Source organism: Ruegeria sp. P8 (assembly GCF_056534665.1).
Genome location: NZ_JBQERC010000011.1, coordinates 48,237 through 67,738 on the forward strand (window position 1 = coordinate 48,237; position 19,502 = coordinate 67,738).

At 59.0% G+C, this 19,502-nt stretch carries 21 protein-coding genes, 1 tRNA gene and 1 pseudogene; 13 read left to right on the forward strand and 10 right to left on the reverse strand.

Features of this window, described 5'->3' with window-relative positions; genetic code table 11:
- The first annotated feature begins 197 nt into the window (after positions 1–197).
- Together ACR0BZ_RS13505 and tnpA are read left to right on the forward strand one after the other, a co-directional pair.
- Positions 198–273, forward strand: a tRNA-Thr gene (locus ACR0BZ_RS13505).
- A gap of 54 nt (positions 274–327) precedes the next feature.
- A pseudogene (tnpA, locus tag ACR0BZ_RS13510) lies at positions 328–758 on the forward strand (IS200/IS605 family transposase).
- Between the two features lie 57 nt (positions 759–815).
- Here the strand turns inward: tnpA and pncB are convergent.
- Entirely contained in the window at positions 816–2,108 is a 1,293-nt protein-coding gene (gene pncB / locus ACR0BZ_RS13515; protein ID WP_480484546.1) for a nicotinate phosphoribosyltransferase, read from the reverse strand.
- Positions 2,109–2,272: 164 nt separating this feature from the next.
- Here pncB and ACR0BZ_RS13520 point away from each other — a divergent pair, with 164 nt between their 5' ends.
- Positions 2,273–2,806, forward strand: a complete 534-nt coding sequence (locus tag ACR0BZ_RS13520; RefSeq protein ID WP_267364920.1) for a hypothetical protein — start codon at positions 2,273–2,275, stop codon at positions 2,804–2,806.
- Here the strand turns inward: ACR0BZ_RS13520 and pncA are convergent.
- The gene (gene pncA, locus ACR0BZ_RS13525) at positions 2,803–3,396 is read right to left on the reverse strand and encodes a bifunctional nicotinamidase/pyrazinamidase (RefSeq protein WP_267364923.1); all 594 of its coding nucleotides are present in this window, start codon (positions 3,394–3,396) and stop codon (positions 2,803–2,805) included. The genes ACR0BZ_RS13520 and pncA overlap by 4 nt on opposite strands.
- Before the next feature lie 97 nt (positions 3,397–3,493).
- Here pncA and trhO point away from each other — a divergent pair, with 97 nt between their 5' ends.
- The gene (gene trhO / locus ACR0BZ_RS13530) at positions 3,494–4,399 is read left to right on the forward strand and encodes an oxygen-dependent tRNA uridine(34) hydroxylase TrhO (protein WP_480920465.1); all 906 of its coding nucleotides are present in this window, start codon (positions 3,494–3,496) and stop codon (positions 4,397–4,399) included.
- 65 nt (positions 4,400–4,464) lie between these two features.
- A complete protein-coding gene (locus tag ACR0BZ_RS13535) occupies positions 4,465–4,977 on the forward strand; it encodes a potassium channel family protein (protein ID WP_480487029.1) in 513 nt (170 codons plus the stop codon).
- A gap of 3 nt (positions 4,978–4,980) precedes the next feature.
- Here the strand turns inward: ACR0BZ_RS13535 and ACR0BZ_RS13540 are convergent, their stop codons facing one another.
- Positions 4,981–5,310 (reverse strand): hypothetical protein, encoded by a 330-nt coding sequence (locus ACR0BZ_RS13540; protein ID WP_480487031.1) that lies wholly within the window; start codon positions 5,308–5,310, stop codon positions 4,981–4,983.
- A 188-nt stretch (positions 5,311–5,498) separates the two neighbouring features.
- Here ACR0BZ_RS13540 and betB point away from each other — a divergent pair, with 188 nt between their 5' ends.
- On the forward strand, positions 5,499–6,953 hold the full coding sequence (gene betB / locus ACR0BZ_RS13545; protein WP_480920466.1) for a betaine-aldehyde dehydrogenase: 1,455 nt from the start codon (positions 5,499–5,501) through the stop codon (positions 6,951–6,953).
- Positions 6,954–7,072: 119 nt separating this feature from the next.
- Positions 7,073–8,440: an MmgE/PrpD family protein gene (locus ACR0BZ_RS13550; protein ID WP_480920467.1), complete on the forward strand. Its 1,368-nt coding sequence runs from the start codon at positions 7,073–7,075 to the stop codon at positions 8,438–8,440.
- A gap of 58 nt (positions 8,441–8,498) precedes the next feature.
- On the opposite strand, the gene ACR0BZ_RS13555 is transcribed toward ACR0BZ_RS13550, so the two are convergent.
- The 5 genes from ACR0BZ_RS13555 to ACR0BZ_RS13575 are packed head-to-tail and all read right to left on the reverse strand — an operon-like array spanning position 8,499 to position 13,130.
- Positions 8,499–10,646, reverse strand: coding sequence for a hypothetical protein (locus ACR0BZ_RS13555; RefSeq protein WP_480538301.1), 2,148 nt, complete (start codon positions 10,644–10,646; stop codon positions 8,499–8,501).
- The gene (motA, locus tag ACR0BZ_RS13560) at positions 10,643–11,512 is read right to left on the reverse strand and encodes a flagellar motor stator protein MotA (protein WP_480920468.1); all 870 of its coding nucleotides are present in this window, start codon (positions 11,510–11,512) and stop codon (positions 10,643–10,645) included. The genes ACR0BZ_RS13555 and motA overlap by 4 nt, the downstream gene beginning before the upstream one ends.
- 47 nt (positions 11,513–11,559) lie before the next feature.
- Complete coding sequence (locus ACR0BZ_RS13565; RefSeq protein WP_480920469.1) at positions 11,560–12,144, reverse strand: MotE family protein; 585 nt, start codon at positions 12,142–12,144, stop codon at positions 11,560–11,562.
- The gene (locus tag ACR0BZ_RS13570; RefSeq protein ID WP_480920470.1) at positions 12,141–12,623 is read right to left on the reverse strand and encodes a hypothetical protein; all 483 of its coding nucleotides are present in this window, start codon (positions 12,621–12,623) and stop codon (positions 12,141–12,143) included. Before ACR0BZ_RS13570 ends, ACR0BZ_RS13565 begins: the two co-directional genes overlap by 4 nt.
- A 9-nt stretch (positions 12,624–12,632) precedes the next feature.
- Positions 12,633–13,130, reverse strand: a complete 498-nt coding sequence (locus ACR0BZ_RS13575; protein WP_267364614.1) for a flagellar basal body-associated FliL family protein — start codon at positions 13,128–13,130, stop codon at positions 12,633–12,635.
- Between the two features lie 118 nt (positions 13,131–13,248).
- Here ACR0BZ_RS13575 and fliF point away from each other — a divergent pair, with 118 nt between their 5' ends.
- Genes fliF through fliP form a run of 4 tightly spaced genes read left to right on the forward strand, consistent with a single transcriptional unit; the run spans position 13,249 to position 16,439 of the window.
- The gene (gene fliF, locus ACR0BZ_RS13580; protein ID WP_480920471.1) at positions 13,249–14,832 is read left to right on the forward strand and encodes a flagellar basal-body MS-ring/collar protein FliF; all 1,584 of its coding nucleotides are present in this window, start codon (positions 13,249–13,251) and stop codon (positions 14,830–14,832) included.
- Positions 14,832–15,428 carry a FliH/SctL family protein gene (locus ACR0BZ_RS13585; RefSeq protein ID WP_480920472.1) on the forward strand — a complete coding sequence of 199 codons (597 nt, stop codon included), beginning with the start codon at positions 14,832–14,834 and terminating at the stop codon, positions 15,426–15,428. Before fliF ends, ACR0BZ_RS13585 begins: the two co-directional genes overlap by 1 nt.
- Complete coding sequence (locus tag ACR0BZ_RS13590; RefSeq protein WP_209598452.1) at positions 15,421–15,708, forward strand: FliM/FliN family flagellar motor switch protein; 288 nt, start codon at positions 15,421–15,423, stop codon at positions 15,706–15,708. Before ACR0BZ_RS13585 ends, ACR0BZ_RS13590 begins: the two co-directional genes overlap by 8 nt.
- Entirely contained in the window at positions 15,708–16,439 is a 732-nt protein-coding gene (fliP, locus tag ACR0BZ_RS13595) for a flagellar type III secretion system pore protein FliP (protein ID WP_480920473.1), read from the forward strand. The genes ACR0BZ_RS13590 and fliP overlap by 1 nt, the downstream gene beginning before the upstream one ends.
- 102 nt (positions 16,440–16,541) lie before the next feature.
- On the opposite strand, the gene ACR0BZ_RS13600 is transcribed toward fliP, so the two are convergent.
- A complete protein-coding gene (locus tag ACR0BZ_RS13600; protein ID WP_480559289.1) occupies positions 16,542–17,141 on the reverse strand; it encodes an MlaC/ttg2D family ABC transporter substrate-binding protein in 600 nt (199 codons plus the stop codon).
- Complete coding sequence (locus tag ACR0BZ_RS13605) at positions 17,131–17,901, reverse strand: MlaA family lipoprotein (RefSeq protein ID WP_209505277.1); 771 nt, start codon at positions 17,899–17,901, stop codon at positions 17,131–17,133. The genes ACR0BZ_RS13600 and ACR0BZ_RS13605 overlap by 11 nt, the downstream gene beginning before the upstream one ends.
- Before the next feature lie 350 nt (positions 17,902–18,251).
- Between ACR0BZ_RS13605 and ACR0BZ_RS13610 the strand changes: the two genes are divergently transcribed.
- On the forward strand, positions 18,252–18,707 hold the full coding sequence (locus ACR0BZ_RS13610; protein WP_480898573.1) for a RidA family protein: 456 nt from the start codon (positions 18,252–18,254) through the stop codon (positions 18,705–18,707).
- Positions 18,704–19,471, forward strand: a complete 768-nt coding sequence (locus ACR0BZ_RS13615; RefSeq protein ID WP_480920474.1) for a glycerophosphodiester phosphodiesterase family protein — start codon at positions 18,704–18,706, stop codon at positions 19,469–19,471. The genes ACR0BZ_RS13610 and ACR0BZ_RS13615 overlap by 4 nt, the downstream gene beginning before the upstream one ends.
- The last annotated feature ends 31 nt before the right edge of the window (positions 19,472–19,502 follow it).

The following is a 19,502-nucleotide window of genomic DNA, read 5'->3' on the forward strand; positions in this document are numbered from 1 at the left end:
CTTTTGCGTCGTTACAAAAATTTCACAAACTGGAAGCTCGCCCCAATGGATTGATCATTGGCCCAATACCTCGACGACAACATCTGGTGAAAAGAGCGGAAAGGCCCGAGGAGAAATAACTGGTCTTGCAGGCTTCAGGCTGACAGTTTAAATGAGCCATCTCATCCGGCAGAGACCAGTTCCGGATGACTCAAGGCGCCGCTGTAGCTCAGCTGGTAGAGCACGTCATTCGTAATGATGGGGTCGGGGGTTCGAGTCCCTTCAGCGGCACCACAAGTTTCAGTATCCACGCTTTGACGCAAACCCTTCGACTTCCGGTCGGGCCCGATTCAGTGCGGAGAATCGTGTTATGATATTGGCAAGCACTGCGTTTTCTATCACCGTACCATATCGTCTGGTCGACCAAGTATCGCTATAAGGTGCTGACCGGTGCGGTGCGCCTGCGGGTGCGCGCCATCGTCCGTCAGGTCTGCCACGAGAACGAGGTCGACATCTTGCGCGGGGTGTTGTTGAGCGATCCCGTGCATTTGTTCGTGTCGGTGCCGCCGAAGATTGCCATCTCGGGTCTGGTGCGCAAGATGAAGGGCCGTTCGTCTCACAAGGTGCAACGGGAAATTCCCGCGCTGCGCAGCCGCTACTGTGGACGCCGGTTCTGGGGCTGGGGGTATTTCTCAACCACCGACGGCGCCATCACCGAGAACATCGTGCTGCAATACCTCGAAAACCATATCGCCGATCCTGCCGACGCCAATCTGTAGTCGTTTAGTCCCGGCATCATATGAATTGAGGATAAGTGTTTGATATTGTGCCTTGGCTTAGACAATCACCTCGATCGCCTCCTGAGCGCCAACGCCAAACACCCGCTTATAGCGTTCGATCTGGTCCTTCGGGCCCATCGCCTTTTCCGGGTTGTCCGACAGCTTTACCGTCGGGCGTCCATTGGCGGATACGGCTTTGCAGACCAATGAGAACGGTGCCAGCGAGTCATTTGGAACCAGACCGCGGAAATCGTTGGTCAGCAAGGTACCCCAGCCAAAGGATACTTTGGTGCGGTCGGCAAACTGCGCATGCAATTCCTGGATTTTGTCCACATCCAACCCGTCCGAGAAAATGATCCGTTTCTGGGTCGGGTCTTCACCGCGCGCTTTCCACCAGTCGATGGCCACCTCGGCGGCGGTGGCCGGGTCGCCGCTGTCGATGCGAATACCGGTCCAGCCCGCCAACCAGTCGGGCGCGTTGTCCAGAAAGCCCTTGGTGCCGTAGGTATCGGGCAGAATGATGCGCAGATTGCCGTCATGTTCGTCATGCCAATCGCTGAGAACGTCATAAGGGGCCTGCGCCAGTTCGGCATCGGTGTCGGCCAGCGCGGAATAGACCATCGGCAGCTCATGCGCGTTGGTGCCGATGGCCTCAACCTCACGCCGCATCGCGATCAGGCAGTTTGAGGTTCCGGTAAACGCGGGGCCAAGCCCTTCGATCATCGCCTGCACGCACCAATCCTGCCACAGGAAGGAATGCCGTCGTCGTGTGCCGAAATCGGCGATACCCAGACCGTTGATCGTGCTCAGCTTTTCGATCTTTTCCCATACGCGGGTCATCGCGCGGGCATATAGCACCTGTAGCGCAAACCGGCGCATGTCGTTCAACACCGCACGCGAGCGCAGTTCCATCAGCACCGCCAGCGCCGGAATTTCCCACAACATGACCTCGTGCCATTTGCCTTCGAAGGTCAGTTCATACTGATCGCCTTTGCGTTCAAGGTGGTAGGGCGGCAGGCGCATATTCTCGAACCATTCCATGAAATCGGAACGGAACATCTGGCGTTTTCCATAGAACATGTTGCCCCGTAGCCAGGTGCTTTCCCCCCGGCTGAGACTAAGCGAGCGGATATGATCCAGCTGTTCCCGCAGCTCGCCTTCATCGATCAAACGGGCCAAAGGCACGTGATTCGACCGGTTGATCAGGGAAAACACCACATTTGTTTGGGGCTTGTTTCGAAACACTGACTGGCACATCAGCAGTTTGTAGAAGTCTGTGTCGATTAAAGACCGGACAATCGGGTCAATCTTCCATTTATGATTGTAGACGCGGGTCGCGATGTCGACCATGGGGAACTCCTGCGATTTCCGTAGTTAGATCAATCGACAACGGGAATGGCAAGAGTCGCTGATTTGGTGACAATGCCAGCATGACGTCACAATACGGGCATATTGTGCATTGTTTTCGCCGGTTAGTGAGAGAAGGGGATGGAAAGACGAAACTGAGTTTGTGAATGGGTCTCGAGTACGATTTTGATATTGTTAATGTAGCACTGAACGAAATTGACCCGGAGAAGCTGGGGTCAGACTCTGACGTGGAACGCCAGGTGTGTGCGGTGTTTCGCGACATCAGAACGGCAGATGCGCTACGGGGAACATCGCCGAAAATCCGCAAGATTTTCCTGGATGCCGGGTTCAGCCTCGAGTCGCGGAACAGCGGCATCGTGCCCGGCGTATTTCCGGCCGAAGATCAGGTGGACCGGGTCAGGATTCTGCGTTCTCTGTTTGAGAACATAAAATCACGCGGCGTTCAGGGGGAGTATTGCGGCGAATTCAACCTGTGGGATTTTCTGCATTACATTCGGATGGCGCAGCCCATGGCCGGGATCGTGCGCACGCGTCAGGTGCGCAAACCACCGCCACAGCCACAGCAGCCTGTTTCGGACCGTCGGCGTTCTATTTCGGGGCGTATCGGGCTGGCGTTTGGGCTGGCCGTTGTTTTGTTTGTGACGATCAAACTGCTGGCGGCTGCCGGGGCGACCCCTTAGGCCAGCGTAACACCGGCGTCGCGCATGGCCTGCTCGGCGGCAGCCAGTGATCCGTCCATATCAATCGCGCGGCAGGCATCCATCCGGACTGTGACATCGAATCCCAACCGGGCAGCGTCTACAGCCGAGTAGTGAACACAGAAATCGGTCGCCAATCCAACCAGTGTCAAACGGGTGATGCCTCGGGTCTCAAGATAGCCTTTCAGGCCTGTTGGCGTCTGATGGTCATTTTCGAAAAACGCAGAATAACTGTCGATGCCACTGCGGAACCCCTTGCGCAGGATCAAATCACCATCAGTGCGCAACTCGGGGTGAAACGCAGCACCGTTTGAGCCCTGAACGCAATGGTCCGGCCACAGCACCTGCGGGCCATATGGCATGTCGATCAGCTCGAACGGGTTTTTGCCTTTGTGCGAGCTGGCAAAGGAAGAATGCCCCGCCGGATGCCAGTCCTGCGTCAGGATCACGGCGTCGAACTCCTCCATCATGGTATTGATAGACGCGACGATTTCGTCTCCTCCGGCCACTGCCAAGGCACCGCCCGGGCAGAAATCGTTCTGGACATCGATGACAAGCAGGGCATGGGTCATGGCGGCCTCCGTATAACTGCCTTATCGGTAGGGGGCAGGGGCCGGGGCGTCAATGCAATCCCTTGCGACTCCGGGTTTGCGGGGGTAGATCGCGCATATGTACACGATCGCTGCCCTCTATCACTTTACCCGATTCCCAGACCCCGTCACACTGCGCGAACCGTTGCTTGACCTGTGCCGCGCGCAGTCCGTCACGGGAACGCTGTTGCTGGCGCAGGAAGGTATCAACGGCACCATCGCAGGTCCACGCGCCGGGATCGATGCGGTATTGGCACATATCCGGGCCTTGCCCGGTTGCTCGGATCTGGAGTGGAAAGAGGCGACCTCGGACCATCCGCCTTTCGGCAAGATGAAAGTGCGGCTGAAGAAAGAGATCGTGACCATGGGTCAGCCGGATGTCGATCCGCGCGCCCGTGTCGGCAACTATGTCGATCCGCAGGACTGGAATGATCTGATCCGTTCGGACGATGTCGTGGTGATCGACACCCGCAATGACTACGAAGTGGCGATCGGCACGTTTGAAGGCGCAATAGACCCTGAAACAGCCAGCTTCCGCGAATTTCCTGCCTGGTGGGAGGCAAACAAGGACCGCTTTCACAACAAGCGCGTTGCCATGTTCTGCACCGGCGGCATCCGGTGCGAGAAGTCTACCAATTACCTGCTGGGGCACGGGGTCGATGATGTCTATCACCTCAAAGGTGGCATCCTGCGCTATCTTGAAGAGATGCCATCCGAAGACAGCTCGTGGCAGGGTGAATGTTTTGTGTTCGACAATCGTGTCTCGGTAGGGCACGGCCTTGTTGAAGGACCGCACAAGCTGTGCCATGGCTGCCGTCGCCCGATCCTGCCCGAGGATATGAAACGCCCCGAATATGAACATGGTGTGTCCTGTCACCAATGCATCGACGAGACCTCCGAGGCCGACAAGATGCGCTTTCGTGAACGGCAAAAACAGATAGTGCTTGCGCGCAAGCGGGGCGAGCCGCATTTGCGGCAGGACTGAAAGCGGGTTGCAGGCCCTTGCTTTAGGTCGGATGATCACCGTCAGACTAGGCTGAGAGGGCGTTCATGCACCGCAAACCCACAACTCTGGAAGAATGGAAATCGACCCTGATTGCTGCATTGGGGCTGGTTCTGACAAGTTTTCTTGCCTGGTTCGGGCTATCGCGTCTTAACGAAACCGCTGCGGGTGACATGATCGGAACAATCGCGTCGGTTGGCCTGCTGATCTGGCTGGTGTCGCAATCCTGGTACTACATGACACAGGTGAAATCGCCGCGACGGCTTTTGTTCCTGATGGGCGTGTCATTCATCCAGGTCGTCCCGTTCCTGTTCGCCGCCGTCTACGGGGCTTTTGGGTACAACGACAACTGTGTGGTCGGGGCGCAGGGTCCGGGGGATGTCCTGTATTTCTCATATGTCACCTTCACCACGGTCGGGTATGGCGACATGTCCCCGACCGGCCTGTGTCGCGGGCTTGCAGTGTCCGAGGCTGTGACCGGTTACATTCTGCTGGGTATGTTTGTTGCGGCTGCGGTTGCGCTTTATACCCGCAATCATGCGCCAGAAGACCCTAAGTAAGGGTTATCTGTTGTGATCAATCCAGCGGGACATCATTTTCTTGTCCCGAAAACACTCGGACGGGATCGGGCGGTGCTTGCTGCGTGAGATCCGTTCGGCGAATGCCACCTGCTTGCCCGTCGGGTAATCGTCGAATTGCGAGGTGCCGCGCGGTTTGTGGGCCGAAATCCAGTCGGACAACAACCGCCTGTCGCGCTGCGCCTCGACCGGGATCTCAAGCGCTGATTTCTCGGCAATGGCGCGCGCATATCGCATCTGCCGGTCTGTTACCGGAAGCAGATGGTAGTCGTTGTTTGGCCCGTTCAGTGCCACGTGGCGCATGTGCTGGGTCATCGGTTTGTCCTCTGACTATGTGGAACATATATAGAACATTAACCAAAGAATTTCAAGATTTGTGCGCGGTGGCAGGCGTGACCTTGCCGCTTGGATGATTTTATTGACTGGCCAGTCAATAACCATTAGGGCCGATTCAAAATGACCAAATGCCCCGCCCGGACGGGGTCGAGCGAAAAGGACACGGTATGAAGTTTCAGCCCAAGGCCAGCCATTTCATCGACGGCACCTATGTCGAGGATACCGATGGCGCGGCCATTGACGTGATCTACCCCGCTACCGGCGAGGTGATTGCCCGTCTGCATTCGGCGACACCGGCGATTGTAGAAAAGGCTCTGAACAGCGCGAAAACCGCTCAGGCAGCCTGGGCCGCACTGACCGGAACAGAACGCGGCCGCATTCTGCGCCGCGCGGCCGACATTATGCGCGACCGCAACTACGACCTGTCGGTTCTGGAAACCCATGACACCGGCAAACCGATTCAGGAAACCACGGTGGCAGATGCCACATCGGGTGCAGATGCGCTGGAATATTTCGGCGGGTTGGCCGCCTCTCTGACCGGCGAGCATATTCCGCTGGGCGGTGGCGATTTCGTCTACACCATCCGTCAGGCGCTGGGCGTTTGCGTCGGCATCGGCGCGTGGAACTATCCCACGCAGATTGCCTGCTGGAAAGGTGCCCCGGCGCTGGCCTGCGGCAACACGATGGTCTTCAAGCCCTCGGAAACGACGCCCCTTTCGGCGTTGAAAGTGGCCGAGATTCTTGTCGAGGCCGGTGCGCCCAAGGGTGTCTACAACGTGATTCAGGGCTATGGCGACGTAGGCGCCGCGCTGGTCACTGATCCGCGTGTGGCCAAGGTCTCGCTGACCGGATCGGTGCCGACAGGCCGCAAGGTTTATGCCGCGGCGGCTGACGGCATGAAGCACGTCACCATGGAGCTGGGCGGCAAATCTCCGATGATCGTCTTTGACGATGCCGACATCGAAAACGCGGTGTCCGGCGCGATCCTTGGCAACTTCTATTCATCGGGCCAGGTCTGTTCCAACGGTACCCGCGTCTTTGTGCAAAAAGGTATCAAGGATGCCTTCCTGAAACGCCTGTCCGAACGTCTGGCCAACGCCAAAATCGGTGATCCGATGGACGAGGACGTCAGCTTTGGCCCGATGGTCAGCGAAAACCAGTTGAACATCGTGCTGAGCTATGTCGACAAAGCCAGGGCCGAGGGCGCAAGGCTGGTCTTCGGCGGCAACCGGATCGAAGGCGACGGTTTCTACATGCAGCCGACCGTTTTTGCGGATGTGACCGATGACATGACTATCGCGCGCGAGGAAATTTTTGGTCCTGTCATGTCGGTGCTGGATTTCGACACGGAATCCGAGGTCATGGCCCGTGCCAATAACACTGAATTTGGTCTGGCCGCAGGCGTGTTCACCAATGACCTGACCCGCGCGCACCGTGTTGTTGCCGGGTTCGAGGCGGGAACCTGTTATATCAACACCTATAACCTTGCCCCGGTCGAAGCCCCGTTCGGCGGATCGAAAATGTCGGGTGTCGGGCGCGAGAATTCGAAGCTGGCGATCAACCATTTTTCGGAAATGAAAACAGTCTACGTTTCCATGAATGACGTCGAAGCCCCTTACTAGGGTCTCTTCTTCGTTCGTTTTCCTCTGTTCCCGACATCTGGCGTCGGGAACAGAGTACAAGCTCGCCCTTACCTGTGGCTGACTTTCCTGTACCGGCCCCGCCCGACAGGAGAGCTCTCATGACGCATAACCCGCAGACAAATACATTTTCCATGGTTGCCGATTTCACGCTGACCCGTGCGGCCTCGGACATGCCTGAAAGCGCACTAGAGGCTGCGGCGCTGATGATGCTCGACACGATGGGGATCCTGATCGCATCCGGCCCGATGCAGGCAGGCGTGATCGCGCGGGACACGGCGGCATTGCTTTATGCCAGCACGGATCCTGCATATGGCGCACGGATGCTATTCGATGGCCGTACCGTCAGCATGGCGGGTGCCGCCTATGCCGCCGCCACGCAGACCGACAATCTGGATGGTCACGATGGATACAACCCAACCAAGGGCCATATCGGGGTAGTTGTGTTGCCAACGCTGACCGCACTGGCCGAACATTGCCCGAACCTGACCGGACCCGAGGCTTTGGCGGCGGTCGTTACCGGGTACGAGGTGGCCGGGCGCGCGGGCCTATCGCTGCACGCCAGTGTCAGCGATTACCACACATCCGGTGCCTGGAACGCGCTGGGCGTGGTTGCGATGGCGGCGCGCCTGCGCGGATTATCTGTCGACCAGATGCGGCAGGCGATGGGAATTGCCGAATATCACGGGCCACGCAGCCAGATGATGCGCGAGATTGCCAACCCCACAATGCTGCATGACGGGTCGGGTTGGGGCGCGATGGTGGGGCTGTCCGCCGCTGTTCTGGCCGAACGCGGCTTTACCGGCGCGCCCGCCATCACAATCGAGGCGGAAGAGGTCACACCCTACTGGGAAGATCTGGGAACCTTTTGGCAGGTCGAACATCAATACGTGAAACCCTATCCGATCTGTCGCTGGGCCCATGCCGCGATTGATGGCGTGCGCGCAGTCATGATCGCGCATGACCTGACCAGCGCGCGGATCGAAACTTTGCATATCAGCAGCTTTCATCAGGCGGCCTGCCTTTTTGCGGGACTGCCCGAAACAACCTCGCAAGCGCAGTATTCCCTGCCATTTGCCGTGGCAGTTCAGGCCGTTTACGGGCGCATCGGCGTTGAACATATCTCAGGGTCTGGCCTGTCTGATCCTGCGGTCGCCAATCTGATGTCCCGCATCACGGTCGCGGAAAGCGAACACCACAGCTCCCGGTTTCCCGAAGGGCGCTGGGCAGACGTCACGATCACGACAACGGATGGCCGTGTTCTGAAATCCGGGGATATTCATGCCCGCGGCGGCCCCGAGGCCCCCATGTCACGGGACGATGTCATCGCCAAGTATACGCAGTTTGCGGCCCCCGTGCTTGGACAAGATCGTGCCGACCGCATCCGTCAAGTGATACTTAGTTGGCCGGACAAAAGCGCGCGGTATGCAGACCTGACACCGCTGATTTTTGATCCACCAGAACCGTGAACCGCGCCCCGACCCGCCTGCAACGATCCGGGCAACTGGACCGGTTGGCTGTGAAACCTCACTCCACCCTGACCGTGTTCAGCATTTCGACGATCCTCTGCCGCGTTGCCAGACTGTCCTCCAGCAGGCTTCCCGCATCCGCCAACGGCTTGCCTGACACGCGAATCGGCGGGGCCAAAAGGGCCTCGGAGGTTTGGTTGAGGCTTGCGTACTTTCCGTCAGAGGGCCCAATCCTTTCCTCCGGTAACCCGGCCAGCCATAGGTATCGGTTTGCTTCTTCCTGTTGCCCGCGGTTCTGCATGAGTTCGGCCACCGCCGCATAGTCCTGCACCTTGTCCAACGCCTGCGCCTGCAGGACGAGCGCCTCGTCCGAGGTATCATTGGCCAGCTCAAGCATGGCCTGTTGCGGGCGGTCCGACAACAACGCCGCACGGGCGCGCAGACGGGCACGCTCTGACCGCCGGGCCCGATCCTCAGGCCTGTTTGCCAGCGCAACGGCCTGATCGGCAAAGCCAAGCACGGCCAGGCGTTCGGCCAGTGTAATCACGGTATCCGTGGATAGCGCCGCCGCCCGACCCGACTGCTGCACCAATGTGACCTGACGCAAAAAGGTAAGGTCGTCTGAGCGTTCTGCCAGCAGTTGCAGGTGACGGTTGAAAGCGCTGTTGCTGTCCGAACCGTCTGGCAAAGACTGGATCACATCGAATGCGCTGTCGAAATCCTGGCTCAGACCCAGGGCAATCGCATGGGTGCGGTTCATCATCGGGCCCAGTTCAGATCGCCGGAACTCGATCGCGTAAGACGCGGCCAGTTCAAGTTCCCTTGAAGACACAGTCTTGCGGTCGGACCACCGCTTTTCCACCAGCCGCGCCAAAGCCAAAGGCGCCTCGGACTTGGCCCCGGCCGAGGTCGCGACTTCGGTCAACAGCGCCTCTTCAAGGGCGCTGTCGCCTTCGGCTTCGGCGACGCCAGCACGGGCCAGCGTGGTGTTCGGGGACGGCTTCTGTTCAACCCGGTCGACCGAACGCATGATTCTTCGCGCGGCCTCCAGTTCCTGCGCGTCTGTCAGGATATCCGAAAGTCGCGCGCCAAGGTGGCGGCGAAGATGCTCTGGCAGCTTTGCAAAGCTGTGTTCGATGGCTTCAAGATGTGCATCAGGTGCCAGCTTTCCCTCAGATAGCACGGCCCAAAGTGCGACGTCGCTGTTGCACCGTTGCTGGCCCCTGAATGGATTTGAAACCTGTGCTGGCCGCTCATCCACCAGCCGTGCAATCCCTTCAACACGTCCAGCCTCATCAGGTGGGGGGGGCAATAACTGCAAAACCTTCAGCGCCTCGGCCCCAAAGCCGTTATAGGCATAGAGCTTTGCCAGCTTCAGCGCGCTTTCCGCGTCAAGACGGTCGAACTCTTTGTATAGGGCGGTGCGCAAGGCGGACACCTGCTCTGGAAACGGGCGCGTCCCGGACCATGTCGTGAACCCGAGTTCAGCCGTTGAGATACAAACCGGGTTGTTATCGATCTGCTGCAAACCAGAGTTCAGAATGTCCTGCAGATCATCCAGAACCGAGGTCACGCGGATGTTCGATGTCAATCCGGGTAACAGCGTCACGGACTCGGACGAGGCAGAACGGCGCGGTCCGACAGGTGCCAAATTCAGGTCCAGCAGCTCACGATCCGCCCCTTGCACCAGACGGGTCGACAATTGATCCCTGATCCCGTGCGTCTTCCCGGTCAGAAGCGGCAGGTCCAGCTGGGAAAGAAGCTTGTGTTCCGCGGGAGAAGCTTTCGGCGCTGCCGGTTTTTTTCGGGTCGGCGGAGGGATTTCCGCAAGCAAGGGCGGCAGAGCTATTGCTGGTGCAATGTCCAAAACGATCATCGAGTTTCGAAACAGGAACGCCGACGCCGTGCAGTCGCACCCGAATTCCAGCTCAAGCGCACTACCGGGTTGCGCCTGCGACAGCGCGGCCAGCCGATCTGATGTCAACCGCCCGAACACCGAACCCGCCCGAAATGTGACATCCTTCAGGTCAATTGCCAGCTTGGCGCCGTTCTTGCGTTGGCTCAGAACCCAGCCCGTATCCGGTGGAACGGTGAAAACCAGCCGGGTGTAGCCGTCATGTTCACCGGACCGCACAGTCACCTCTTCAGAGGTTGCGGCCGTTGCAAGCGTGATCAACGCTGCAACCAGTATCGCGGTTTGCCTCATGCCGCGGCCCGTTTAATCTCTTTCAACGCATCCTCAAGCTCAGAGAAACCAGGGCGGTTATGCGTTGGTGTGTTCTGGCGTCCGACCTCAATGCACATGGCAGCATTGTGGTTGTGCAGGTTTGCAACCAAAACTTCCTTGATCAACTGATAGAAGTGGTTGTCTTCCTCGACCACGGATTTCAGCTTGGCCGCAAAGGGACCAACCAGACCGTAGGCCAGAAAGACACCCAGAAAGGTACCCACAAGGGCGCCGCCGATCAGTTTTCCCAGAACTTCCGGTGGCTGATCAATGGACCCCATTGTCTTGATTACCCCCAGAACGGCGGCGACAATTCCAAGTGCGGGCAGGCCGTCGGCCACGGTTTGCAAGGCGTGGCTCGAATGCAGGGCATGGTGGAAATTCGCTTCCATCCGTTTCTCAAGAACCTCTTCGACCTGATGCGGATCGTCGTAATTCATCGCCGCGGACCGCATCGTGTCGCAAATCAGATCAACCGCTTCCTTGTCGGCCTGAATTCTGGGGTAGGACGAAAACAGGTCCGAGCTGCCGGGATCTTCTATATGCTGTTCCACCTCTACCGGATTGGCGCGGGCAATGCGGATGAGCGAAAACAGCAGGCACAACAGGTCGCGGTAATCCTCGGGCTTCCATTTCGGGCCTTTAAAGACCTTCCCCATGTCCTTGATCGTGTGTTTCACGCCGCCGATGTCGTTGCTGATCAAAAAGGCACCAACCGCGGCACCACCGATCATCATCATTTCAAACGGAAGCGACTTTAGAATGATGGTCATCTTGCCGCCAGCGGCCAGATAGCCGCCGAAGACCATCACGAAAATGACGACAATTCCAACAATTCCAATCATCTGAGATCTCCGGCTATGTGTGTTGCAACCGCGGGGAACACGGGCGACTATTCCTGAGGGGCCGAGGCGTTTCGGCCCGCCATGACAACGCTGATCGTATAGGCCGCTTCGGGGCTGAGCCCCGCCAGAACCCCGGCTGCCGCATCCGGTGACATGCGTGACAGAAACCCGGCGGCAAAGGTCGGGTCCATGGTTTCGAACAGCGCAGCCGCGTCTTTCGGCTTCATGTTCTGATAGACATCGGTCAGGCGCGTCAGGTCGTTTTCCGCCGCCCTGTCCGCCAGCGCCAGAGTGGTGCGCAACGACTCCTCGGCCTCCTCAAGCGCGGCCATGCGCATCTCGATAGCCTGACCCGCGATTTCCAGAGCGTTTTCCCGCTCGCGCAGCATGTCTTCCTTTTGTTTGACACGCTCTTCCCGGCGCAGAAGCTCGGTCAGCAGAACCTGCATGTCACGGGTGTCGGACGGGGCGGGTTCATCGTGTTCCACCTCAGGTTTGGCTGGTTTGGCAAAGGCGGGTCCGGCTTCCAGTCCGATGCGGATAGCGGCCGAGCCGATCATCAGCAATGAGATCACGGCAAGCACCCCTCCGCGGGGCCGCGCGTTGGGAGTGTTGATCCGCGGGCGGCTCATGCCTGCGCCTCGCCTTGCTTGCGGTCATGCCGGAAGAACATCAGCCCCTCAGGTGCGCGTGCCTGTTCTTGGGGCGCAGCGGCTTCGCTGGCCTGCGGCTCGGGTTTGCCTTCGTGCTTCACGCTCTCCTGAACTTCGGTGATGGTACTTGTCTCTGAAACCTCTGCCTCGGGTTGGGGATCAGCGTCTTTTTCGGGCACGACGTCGTGCATTGACGCCATCATGAGTTCCAGCCGCTGTGCCACCGTTTCGGCGCGCCCCGTCAGCGCCTTAAGCTGGTCGCCTGACTGATCAGAGGCGTTTCGCGCATCATCCAGTGATTTCCGCAGCTCTTCCGCTTGGGTCGACAACACCGCTACCGCGCCGCCGACGCCCTTTTCAAGATCGGCAAAACGCTTGAGACGGCGCGACAGCACAAAACAATACAGACCCGCACCCATGGCGCCGGCGACCAGCAAAATATCCGCAATCAGCTCCAATTTCGCCTCCTAGTTCAGAACAAATTCCATCACCAGCACGTCGCGCACGCGACCTTCGCCAACGACAATCTCGATGCGGCGCAGCAGGTGGCCCCGGATGCGCATCAACGCCAGTGAATCCTCAAGATCCTTCAATTCGACAGCCCGAAGATACCCGTTCAGGACATCCATGATTCGCGGTCGCATTTTTTCCACGTCAGTCATGTACGGGGCGTTAACCTCAAGCTGCGCGTGAAACTTCAGATGCCGCGCGCCGCCGGAATTCACCGAAACGATCACCGGCGGCAAATCGAGAAAGGCAACATCCGCCAATGCCTTGGCCGGTTCTTCCTTTTCCAAGTCATGGCTTTCCGCCTTCTCGGCCTTGTTCCCCAGCGGCAGCAGCCCGGATGAGGTCAGGAAATACCCACCGGCGGCACCGGCGATGGCCAGAATCACCCCGACGATCATTCCTTTTTTCCCCTTCTTTTCCGGGGTTTCCGCCTGTTCAGCCGTTGCGTCGGTCATGACGTCCTCATTCCTGTGATCTGTCCTGTCATAACCTTGCAGGGACTAACCGATTGTTAAGGGCAATCGTCCAAACAGAGGATACGCCGGGCAGAATGTCGGCGAGTCGGAGGTGAGCGTGCAGCAGATCGGAACTGTCTGGGCAAGTTTGGACAGGCGTAAACAAATCGTCGTTGCCGGTGCGGTTGTGCTGGTGTTTCTCGGGATCCTCGGAATGTCGCGCCTTGCGACAGCGCCTTCGATGACCCTGCTTTACGCGGGTCTGGAAAGCGGGGCCGCCGGGGATATCGTGCGTGTGCTGGATCAGCGTGGCGTGGCCTACGAGATTCGGGGCGGATCAATTTATGTCTCGGGCGCACAGCGGGACGAGCTGCGGATGACTTTGGCCAGCGAAGGTCTGCCTGCCAACGGCAACAAGGGCTACGAACTGCTTGATTCGCTGAACGGTTTCGGCACCACTTCCCAGATGTTTGATGCCGCCTACTGGCGCGCGAAAGAGGGTGAACTGGCGCGTACAATCGTGGGCAGCCCGCATGTCAGCCAGGCCCGCGTTCATATCGCCAATGGCTCTGCCAATCCGTTTCAGCGCAGCGTCGCACCGACGGCTTCGGTCTATCTGGTGCCCTCGGGGGGCGAGATCACCGGCGATCAGGCCAAGGCTATCCGGTTTCTTGTCGCCTCGGCCGTTAGTGGTCTGTCGCCTGAAAGCGTGACAGTGATCGATTCGAACGGGTCCGTGATTGGCGGGCAGGACACCGCCGTGGCCGCTGACACGGCAGATGACAAGGCGCGGCAGCTGCGGGAACGGGTTCTGCGTCTGGTCGAAGCGCGTGTCGGTACGGGGAATGCCGTTGTCGAGGTCAGCGTCGATACTGAAACCAGGACAGAATCCCTGCGTGAGCGGCGCTTTGACCCCAAGGGCAGGGTGGCGATCAGTACAGATGTCGAGGAACGCTCCGACAGCGCGCGCAACCAGTCAGCCGATGTCACCGTGGCCTCAAACCTGCCCGACGGCGATGGCGCGGGGGGGGACGAATCGAATTCGACCGCGACCCAGACACGTGAGAGGGTGAATTACGAGGTTTCCGAAACCGAGCTGGAGGTGCACACCGCCCCCGGTGCGATCAAACGCCTTACGGTTGCCGTTCTGGTCAACGGAACGCGGGCGGTGGATGCCTCGGGCGCTGAATCCTTCACACCGCTGCCGCAGACGGAACTCGACGCACTTGAGGAGCTGGTGGCCTCGGCTGTGGGATTTGACGCCGCGCGTGGGGATGTCATCACTCTGAAATCGCTGGATTTACCAACGGTCGCGCCACAAGGCACGCTGGTTTCCTCTTCGCTTTGGCAAAACATCCATCTGGACGCCATGTCACTGATCCAGATGGCAGCGTTGGCGCTGGTGTCGCTGGTGCTGGCGTTGTTCGTGATCCGTCCGATCCTGATGAAACCTGCGATGGTCCCGGCGCTGTTGCCAGCTGCGGAGGGGGGGGCACCGGCCCCGTCGGTCCTGACCGGTGAAATCGCGGCGGACGGAACGGCAGAGTTCACGCCGCTGCCCCAACAAGAGGCCGTTCCCGTGCTTGGGGTCAGTGCCACCGGGGATCCGGTTGATCGGTTGCGCGCAATGATTGGCGACAAGCAGGAAGAAACGGTCGAGATCCTGCGCAGCTGGCTTGAAGAAGGTGAGGAGCGCGTGTGATGTCCATCGCTCATCTGCTTGAGGATTTCACCACCCGGACCAACGCCGGAGCCGTTCTGTATCTGGACGAGGAAACGCTGGAAGAACAACGCCTTGCCGCGTTCGAAAGCGGGTACGATGCCGGTTGGGAGGATGCCGCGCAGGCGCAGGAACAGAACCGCGACCGTGTTTCGGCCGAACTGGCGGGATCGCTCGAGGATATGTCCTTCACCTGTCACGAGGCGCTTGCCCGGATGACATTGTCTTTGGAACCGATGTTCGAAAGCCTGGTTCAGACTGTATTGCCTGACATGGTCGAACGAGGGCTGGCCGCCCGGATCGTCGAACAGCTTTGCGAGATGGCGCGCGTCGAAATCGAACAACCGATGCAAATTATGGTGCCGGAAGGGTGCGCGCAAGCCGTGCAATCCCTGCTGCCGCGGACCCTGCACTCCGCACCGCGAGTCATCGAAGACCCTGGCCTGGCGCCTGGACAGGCGCGATTACAGGTCGGCACAAGCCGGCGCGAGATTGATTGCGCGGCCCTGCTATCCACCATTGCACAGGCATTTGAAGCATACGTCTTTGAGGCAAGAAAGGCTTTGTCCAATGAATGACACCCAGTTCCCGAAAACCGAAAAACCCAATCCTTTCGAAACGGTTCCGATTGAAGTGACCGTTTCGGTTGGCCGCGCCCGCCCGTTGATCCGGGATTTGCTGAACATGGGTGAGAACGCGGTGCTGACCCTGGACAAGCGGATCGAGGACCCGGTCGACCTGTATGTCGGGGATCAGCTGGTGGCACGCGGGGTGCTTGAGGAGATGGATGGCGATCAGGCGGGGCAACTGGCCGTGCGCCTGACCGAGATTGCAGATCTGCAAAACGGAATCGGCTGATGCGCTATGTGATCTGGCTGGGTCTGGCTGTGGTGGTGACCTTGCCGTCAATGGCGGCGGCTCAGGATGTGACCCTGTCGCTGGGCGAAGGCGGTTCGATCTCGGCCCGCACCATCCAGTTGATCCTGTTGATCACGGTGCTCAGCGTTGCTCCGGGTCTGGCGATCATGATCACCTGTTTCCCGTTTCTGATCACCGTGCTGTCGATCCTGCGGCAGGGCGTTGGCCTGCAGCAATCACCGCCGAATATGCTTTTGGTCAGTCTTGCGCTGTTTCTGACCTATTTCGTCATGGACCCGGTGTTCACCGAGGCCTGGACCGCGGGCATACGCCCGATGATGGAAGAAACCATGGCGGTTGAGCCCGCGCTGGAACGCGCGTTAGAGCCGTTTCGCGTCTTCATGGCCAACCGGCTGGATTCCGATACGTTTTACGCAATGGCGGCCCTGCGCCCCGGCGGTGACGCGATCGAACTGTCTGCGCAGGCCCCCTTATCGGTGTTGATGCCCTCTTTCATGCTGTCCGAGATCGCGCGTGCCTTTCAGATCGGGTTCCTGATCTTCCTACCCTTTCTGATCATCGATCTTGTGGTTGCGGCGGTATTGATGTCGATGGGCATGATGATGGTGCCACCTGCCATAGTGTCACTGCCGTTCAAGCTGGCGTTTTTCGTGATCGCTGACGGGTGGGCTTTGATCGCAGGCGCGCTGGTGCGCAGCTACATGCCCTAGATTTGCCCAAGGGGACCCTCACGAAAAAGGGCCAGACAAGCCTGGCCCTTCAGATTTGCACAGAAAACGCGTTTTCCGGCGCTCATTTGCGCCGGAAACGGCTTAACCCGTCTTTTTCAGGTCCGTGATCAGCTGATTTAGGTTGCCTTTGCGGGCATCCAGCATTGCGCCAATCTCGGTGCGTTCGGTCAGCAACAGATTCACGCCTTCGATGAACATGTTGTAGAACTTGTCGCGGCCGGATTTGTCGGAAACAAGGAACGTCACATCGAACGGGGCTGATCCGCGCAGCTTGACCATTGTGCGAACCTCGAACCCGGCCTTGATCTTGCGGGCATTGCGCACATCGACTTCACCGCCGATGAATTCGCGAAAGCGGCGGCCGTATTTGCGCGAGATATAGCCCTGAAAGGCAGCGGTGAACTGTTTCAGCTGGGTCGGGCTGGCTGTGCGGGCGTCCGCACCCAGCGCATAGCGCGCCATGATCGGCACGTCGGCATACTGCGCGAAGATCTTTTCGAAATCGCGCAGCATCGCTTTTTCGGATTTACCCGACTCGATCACCCGGTTGATGTCGGAAACCACGCTGGTCACAAGCGCCTTGGCGGCGGCCTCGGTCTGGGCAAAGGCAGGTGCGGGCAGCACTGCCAGCGCCAGCCCGGCTGCGATAAAATGACGACGGTTCAACGCGTTATTCAGCATAGGGGTCCTCATAGGGGTCAAGATAGGGGTCCCTCACCGGGTCCGTTCCGGTTTCGGCATAGGGGTCAGAGTACAAGTCCAGATAGGCGTCTTCGTCATCTCTTGCCAGTTCGAAGCGGCGGTTTTGCAGATAGATCAGGCGGGCCTGCGCATAGCTGTCAGCACTTTCGTAAAGAATGGAATCGACAGTATCCGAGAACCGGCCCCGATCGCCCATGCGCCGCACGATCTCGGCGTAGACGCCAAGGTTATCGGCGGGGCGGGTCGGGCTGAAATTGATCGGGTTCGAGAACAGGTTGACCACAACCCCGATCGCATCCCTTTGGGTCGACGGGCCATAGAATGGCAGCTCGATATAAGCGCCTTCGCCAACCCCCCAGACATGCAGGGTCTCACCGAAATCCGTGTCCACCGGTGGCAGGTTCAGCTCATCAGCGGGCGAAGACAGGCCAAAGCCACCCACGGTCATGTTGATCACAAAGCGCAGCAGGGCGTTGCCCATCTGTTTCGGGTTGCCCTGAAGCAGGTAGTCAACAGCCTGACCGGGCAGCGAGATGTTTTCGGCAAAAGTGCTGAAACTGGTGACCATCGGGTCAGGAACGATTTTGACATAGCCTTTCGAGGCCGGCCGGAACAGAAACCGGTCAACACCCAGATTGAACTTGTGAATTCCCCGGTTCGCATTTTCATACGGATCAAACACGTCACTGCGCGAGGCACCCTCGGGCGGCGTCGTTGCGCAAGCGGACACAAGGGCCATGAGCGACAGTAAAACAAGGTGTTTCAGGCGAAATCTGCTCGACACGATCTTTGTCTCTCCTAAATGGCCCGGCACATGCGCCTGCCGGACATTCAATCAATAATCCACCAAAATCCACGTGCCGGGGCGGCACAAGTTGCAGTCACATAGTCGTTTCAGGTCTTAAATGAAACACCTTGCGTGTAACCTGTTCATCACGGTGGGGTAAAGTGACCGTCGATCAACAGTGAATTTTCAGTAAAGATACGCTCAGATCGCAGGAAGGCCGAAATTTGCCGGTTTCCGTCTTTCCCAATTCGTGCTTCCCGGTTAGCGTCCCGCAGAGTTGAATTTAGGGAAGGACCCTCGCAATGAGCATCGCTGCCAAACTGGAAAGCCTCGGTGTAACGCTGGAAGAAGCACCCGCGCCTGCGGCCAACTATGTGCCTTTCGTGCGTGTCGGCAATATCCTGTATGTATCCGGCCAGATCTCGAAGACTGATAAGCTGATCACCGGTAAACTAGGCGACGACTTGGATGTCGAAGCCGGGGCTGCGGCGGCACGTGTCTGCGCGATCAACCTGCTGGCACAGGTCAAGGCGGCTTGCGGCGGCGATATCGAAAAGCTGGTCCGCGTGATCAAACTGACCGGATTCGTGAACTCGACCGCTGAATTCACGGCACAGCCGCAGGTGATCAACGGCGCGTCCGATTTTCTGGTCGAGGTGCTGGGCGATGCCGGTCGCCATTCGCGTTCCGCCGTCAGCGCGGCGTCGCTTCCGCTGGGTGTTGCGGTCGAGATCGAAGGCATTTTCGAAATCGAATGACGCCGCCCCTACCAGATGTGTTTTTGCAGGCCCCGATTGCGCATCGGGCGCTGCATGACATTACCAAGAACCGCCCGGAAAATAGCCGGGCGGCCATTCGTGCCGCGATTGAAGCTGGCTACGGGATCGAGATCGATCTTCAACTGACATCGGACGACCAGGCAATGGTCTTTCACGATTATGACATGACCCGTCTGACCGGGCAGTCGGGGCCCATTCAGCAGGTCACGGCACTGGCCGCCTCTGGCACGCCGCTTCTGCATGGGGATGACGGCATTCCGACACTGGATGATGTGCTGGAAATTGTCGCGGGCCGGGTGCCGTTGCTGATCGAATTAAAGGATCAGGACGGGGCGATGGGCACGAAGGTGGGCGCGCTTGAACGCGACACCGTACGCGCGTTGCTGGGCTACAAAGGCCCGGTGGCCCTGATGTCCTTCAATCCCAACTCGGTCGCTGAACTGGCGCGGCTGGCCCCGCATCTGCCGCGCGGGATCACGACCTGCGCGTATGAGCCCAGTGTCGAGCTTTTGCCGCAAAGCGTCTGCGATCACTTGCGCGATATCCCGGATTTCGACCGTGTCGGCGCCAGTTTCATCAGCCACGAAGCCGCAGACCTGTCGCGCCCCCGCGTGGCGGAACTCAAGGCGCGGGGCGTGCCGATCCTGTGTTGGACAATCCGGTCGCCCGAACAAGAGGCAGAAGCCCGCAGGGTTGCCGACAATGTGACCTTCGAAGGCTATTTGGCTGCGCATTCGACTTGAACCCCCTCCGTGCGGTCACAGATAAAGGACA

Coding starts and splice junctions, on each gene's coding strand:
- motA (WP_480920468.1), bottom strand. CDS start 11,512: ATGATTGGAATTGTTGGAATTGTCGTCATTTTCGTGATGGTCTTCGGC.
- ACR0BZ_RS13590 (WP_209598452.1), top strand. CDS start 15,421: ATGAATGACACCCAGTTCCCGAAAACCGAAAAACCCAATCCTTTCGAA.
- ACR0BZ_RS13585 (WP_480920472.1), top strand. CDS start 14,832: ATGTCCATCGCTCATCTGCTTGAGGATTTCACCACCCGGACCAACGCC.
- ACR0BZ_RS13605 (WP_209505277.1), bottom strand. CDS start 17,901: ATGGCCCTTGTGTCCGCTTGCGCAACGACGCCGCCCGAGGGTGCCTCG.
- ACR0BZ_RS13555 (WP_480538301.1), bottom strand. CDS start 10,646: ATGAGGCAAACCGCGATACTGGTTGCAGCGTTGATCACGCTTGCAACG.
- ACR0BZ_RS13610 (WP_480898573.1), top strand. CDS start 18,252: ATGAGCATCGCTGCCAAACTGGAAAGCCTCGGTGTAACGCTGGAAGAA.
- ACR0BZ_RS13535 (WP_480487029.1), top strand. CDS start 4,465: ATGCACCGCAAACCCACAACTCTGGAAGAATGGAAATCGACCCTGATT.
- ACR0BZ_RS13550 (WP_480920467.1), top strand. CDS start 7,073: ATGACGCATAACCCGCAGACAAATACATTTTCCATGGTTGCCGATTTC.
- ACR0BZ_RS13600 (WP_480559289.1), bottom strand. CDS start 17,141: ATGCTGAATAACGCGTTGAACCGTCGTCATTTTATCGCAGCCGGGCTG.
- ACR0BZ_RS13540 (WP_480487031.1), bottom strand. CDS start 5,310: ATGACCCAGCACATGCGCCACGTGGCACTGAACGGGCCAAACAACGAC.
- pncA (WP_267364923.1), bottom strand. CDS start 3,396: ATGACCCATGCCCTGCTTGTCATCGATGTCCAGAACGATTTCTGCCCG.
- ACR0BZ_RS13565 (WP_480920469.1), bottom strand. CDS start 12,144: ATGAGCCGCCCGCGGATCAACACTCCCAACGCGCGGCCCCGCGGAGGG.
- fliP (WP_480920473.1), top strand. CDS start 15,708: ATGCGCTATGTGATCTGGCTGGGTCTGGCTGTGGTGGTGACCTTGCCG.
- trhO (WP_480920465.1), top strand. CDS start 3,494: ATGTACACGATCGCTGCCCTCTATCACTTTACCCGATTCCCAGACCCC.
- ACR0BZ_RS13615 (WP_480920474.1), top strand. CDS start 18,704: ATGACGCCGCCCCTACCAGATGTGTTTTTGCAGGCCCCGATTGCGCAT.
- betB (WP_480920466.1), top strand. CDS start 5,499: ATGAAGTTTCAGCCCAAGGCCAGCCATTTCATCGACGGCACCTATGTC.
- pncB (WP_480484546.1), bottom strand. CDS start 2,108: ATGGTCGACATCGCGACCCGCGTCTACAATCATAAATGGAAGATTGAC.
- ACR0BZ_RS13575 (WP_267364614.1), bottom strand. CDS start 13,130: ATGACCGACGCAACGGCTGAACAGGCGGAAACCCCGGAAAAGAAGGGG.
- ACR0BZ_RS13520 (WP_267364920.1), top strand. CDS start 2,273: ATGGGTCTCGAGTACGATTTTGATATTGTTAATGTAGCACTGAACGAA.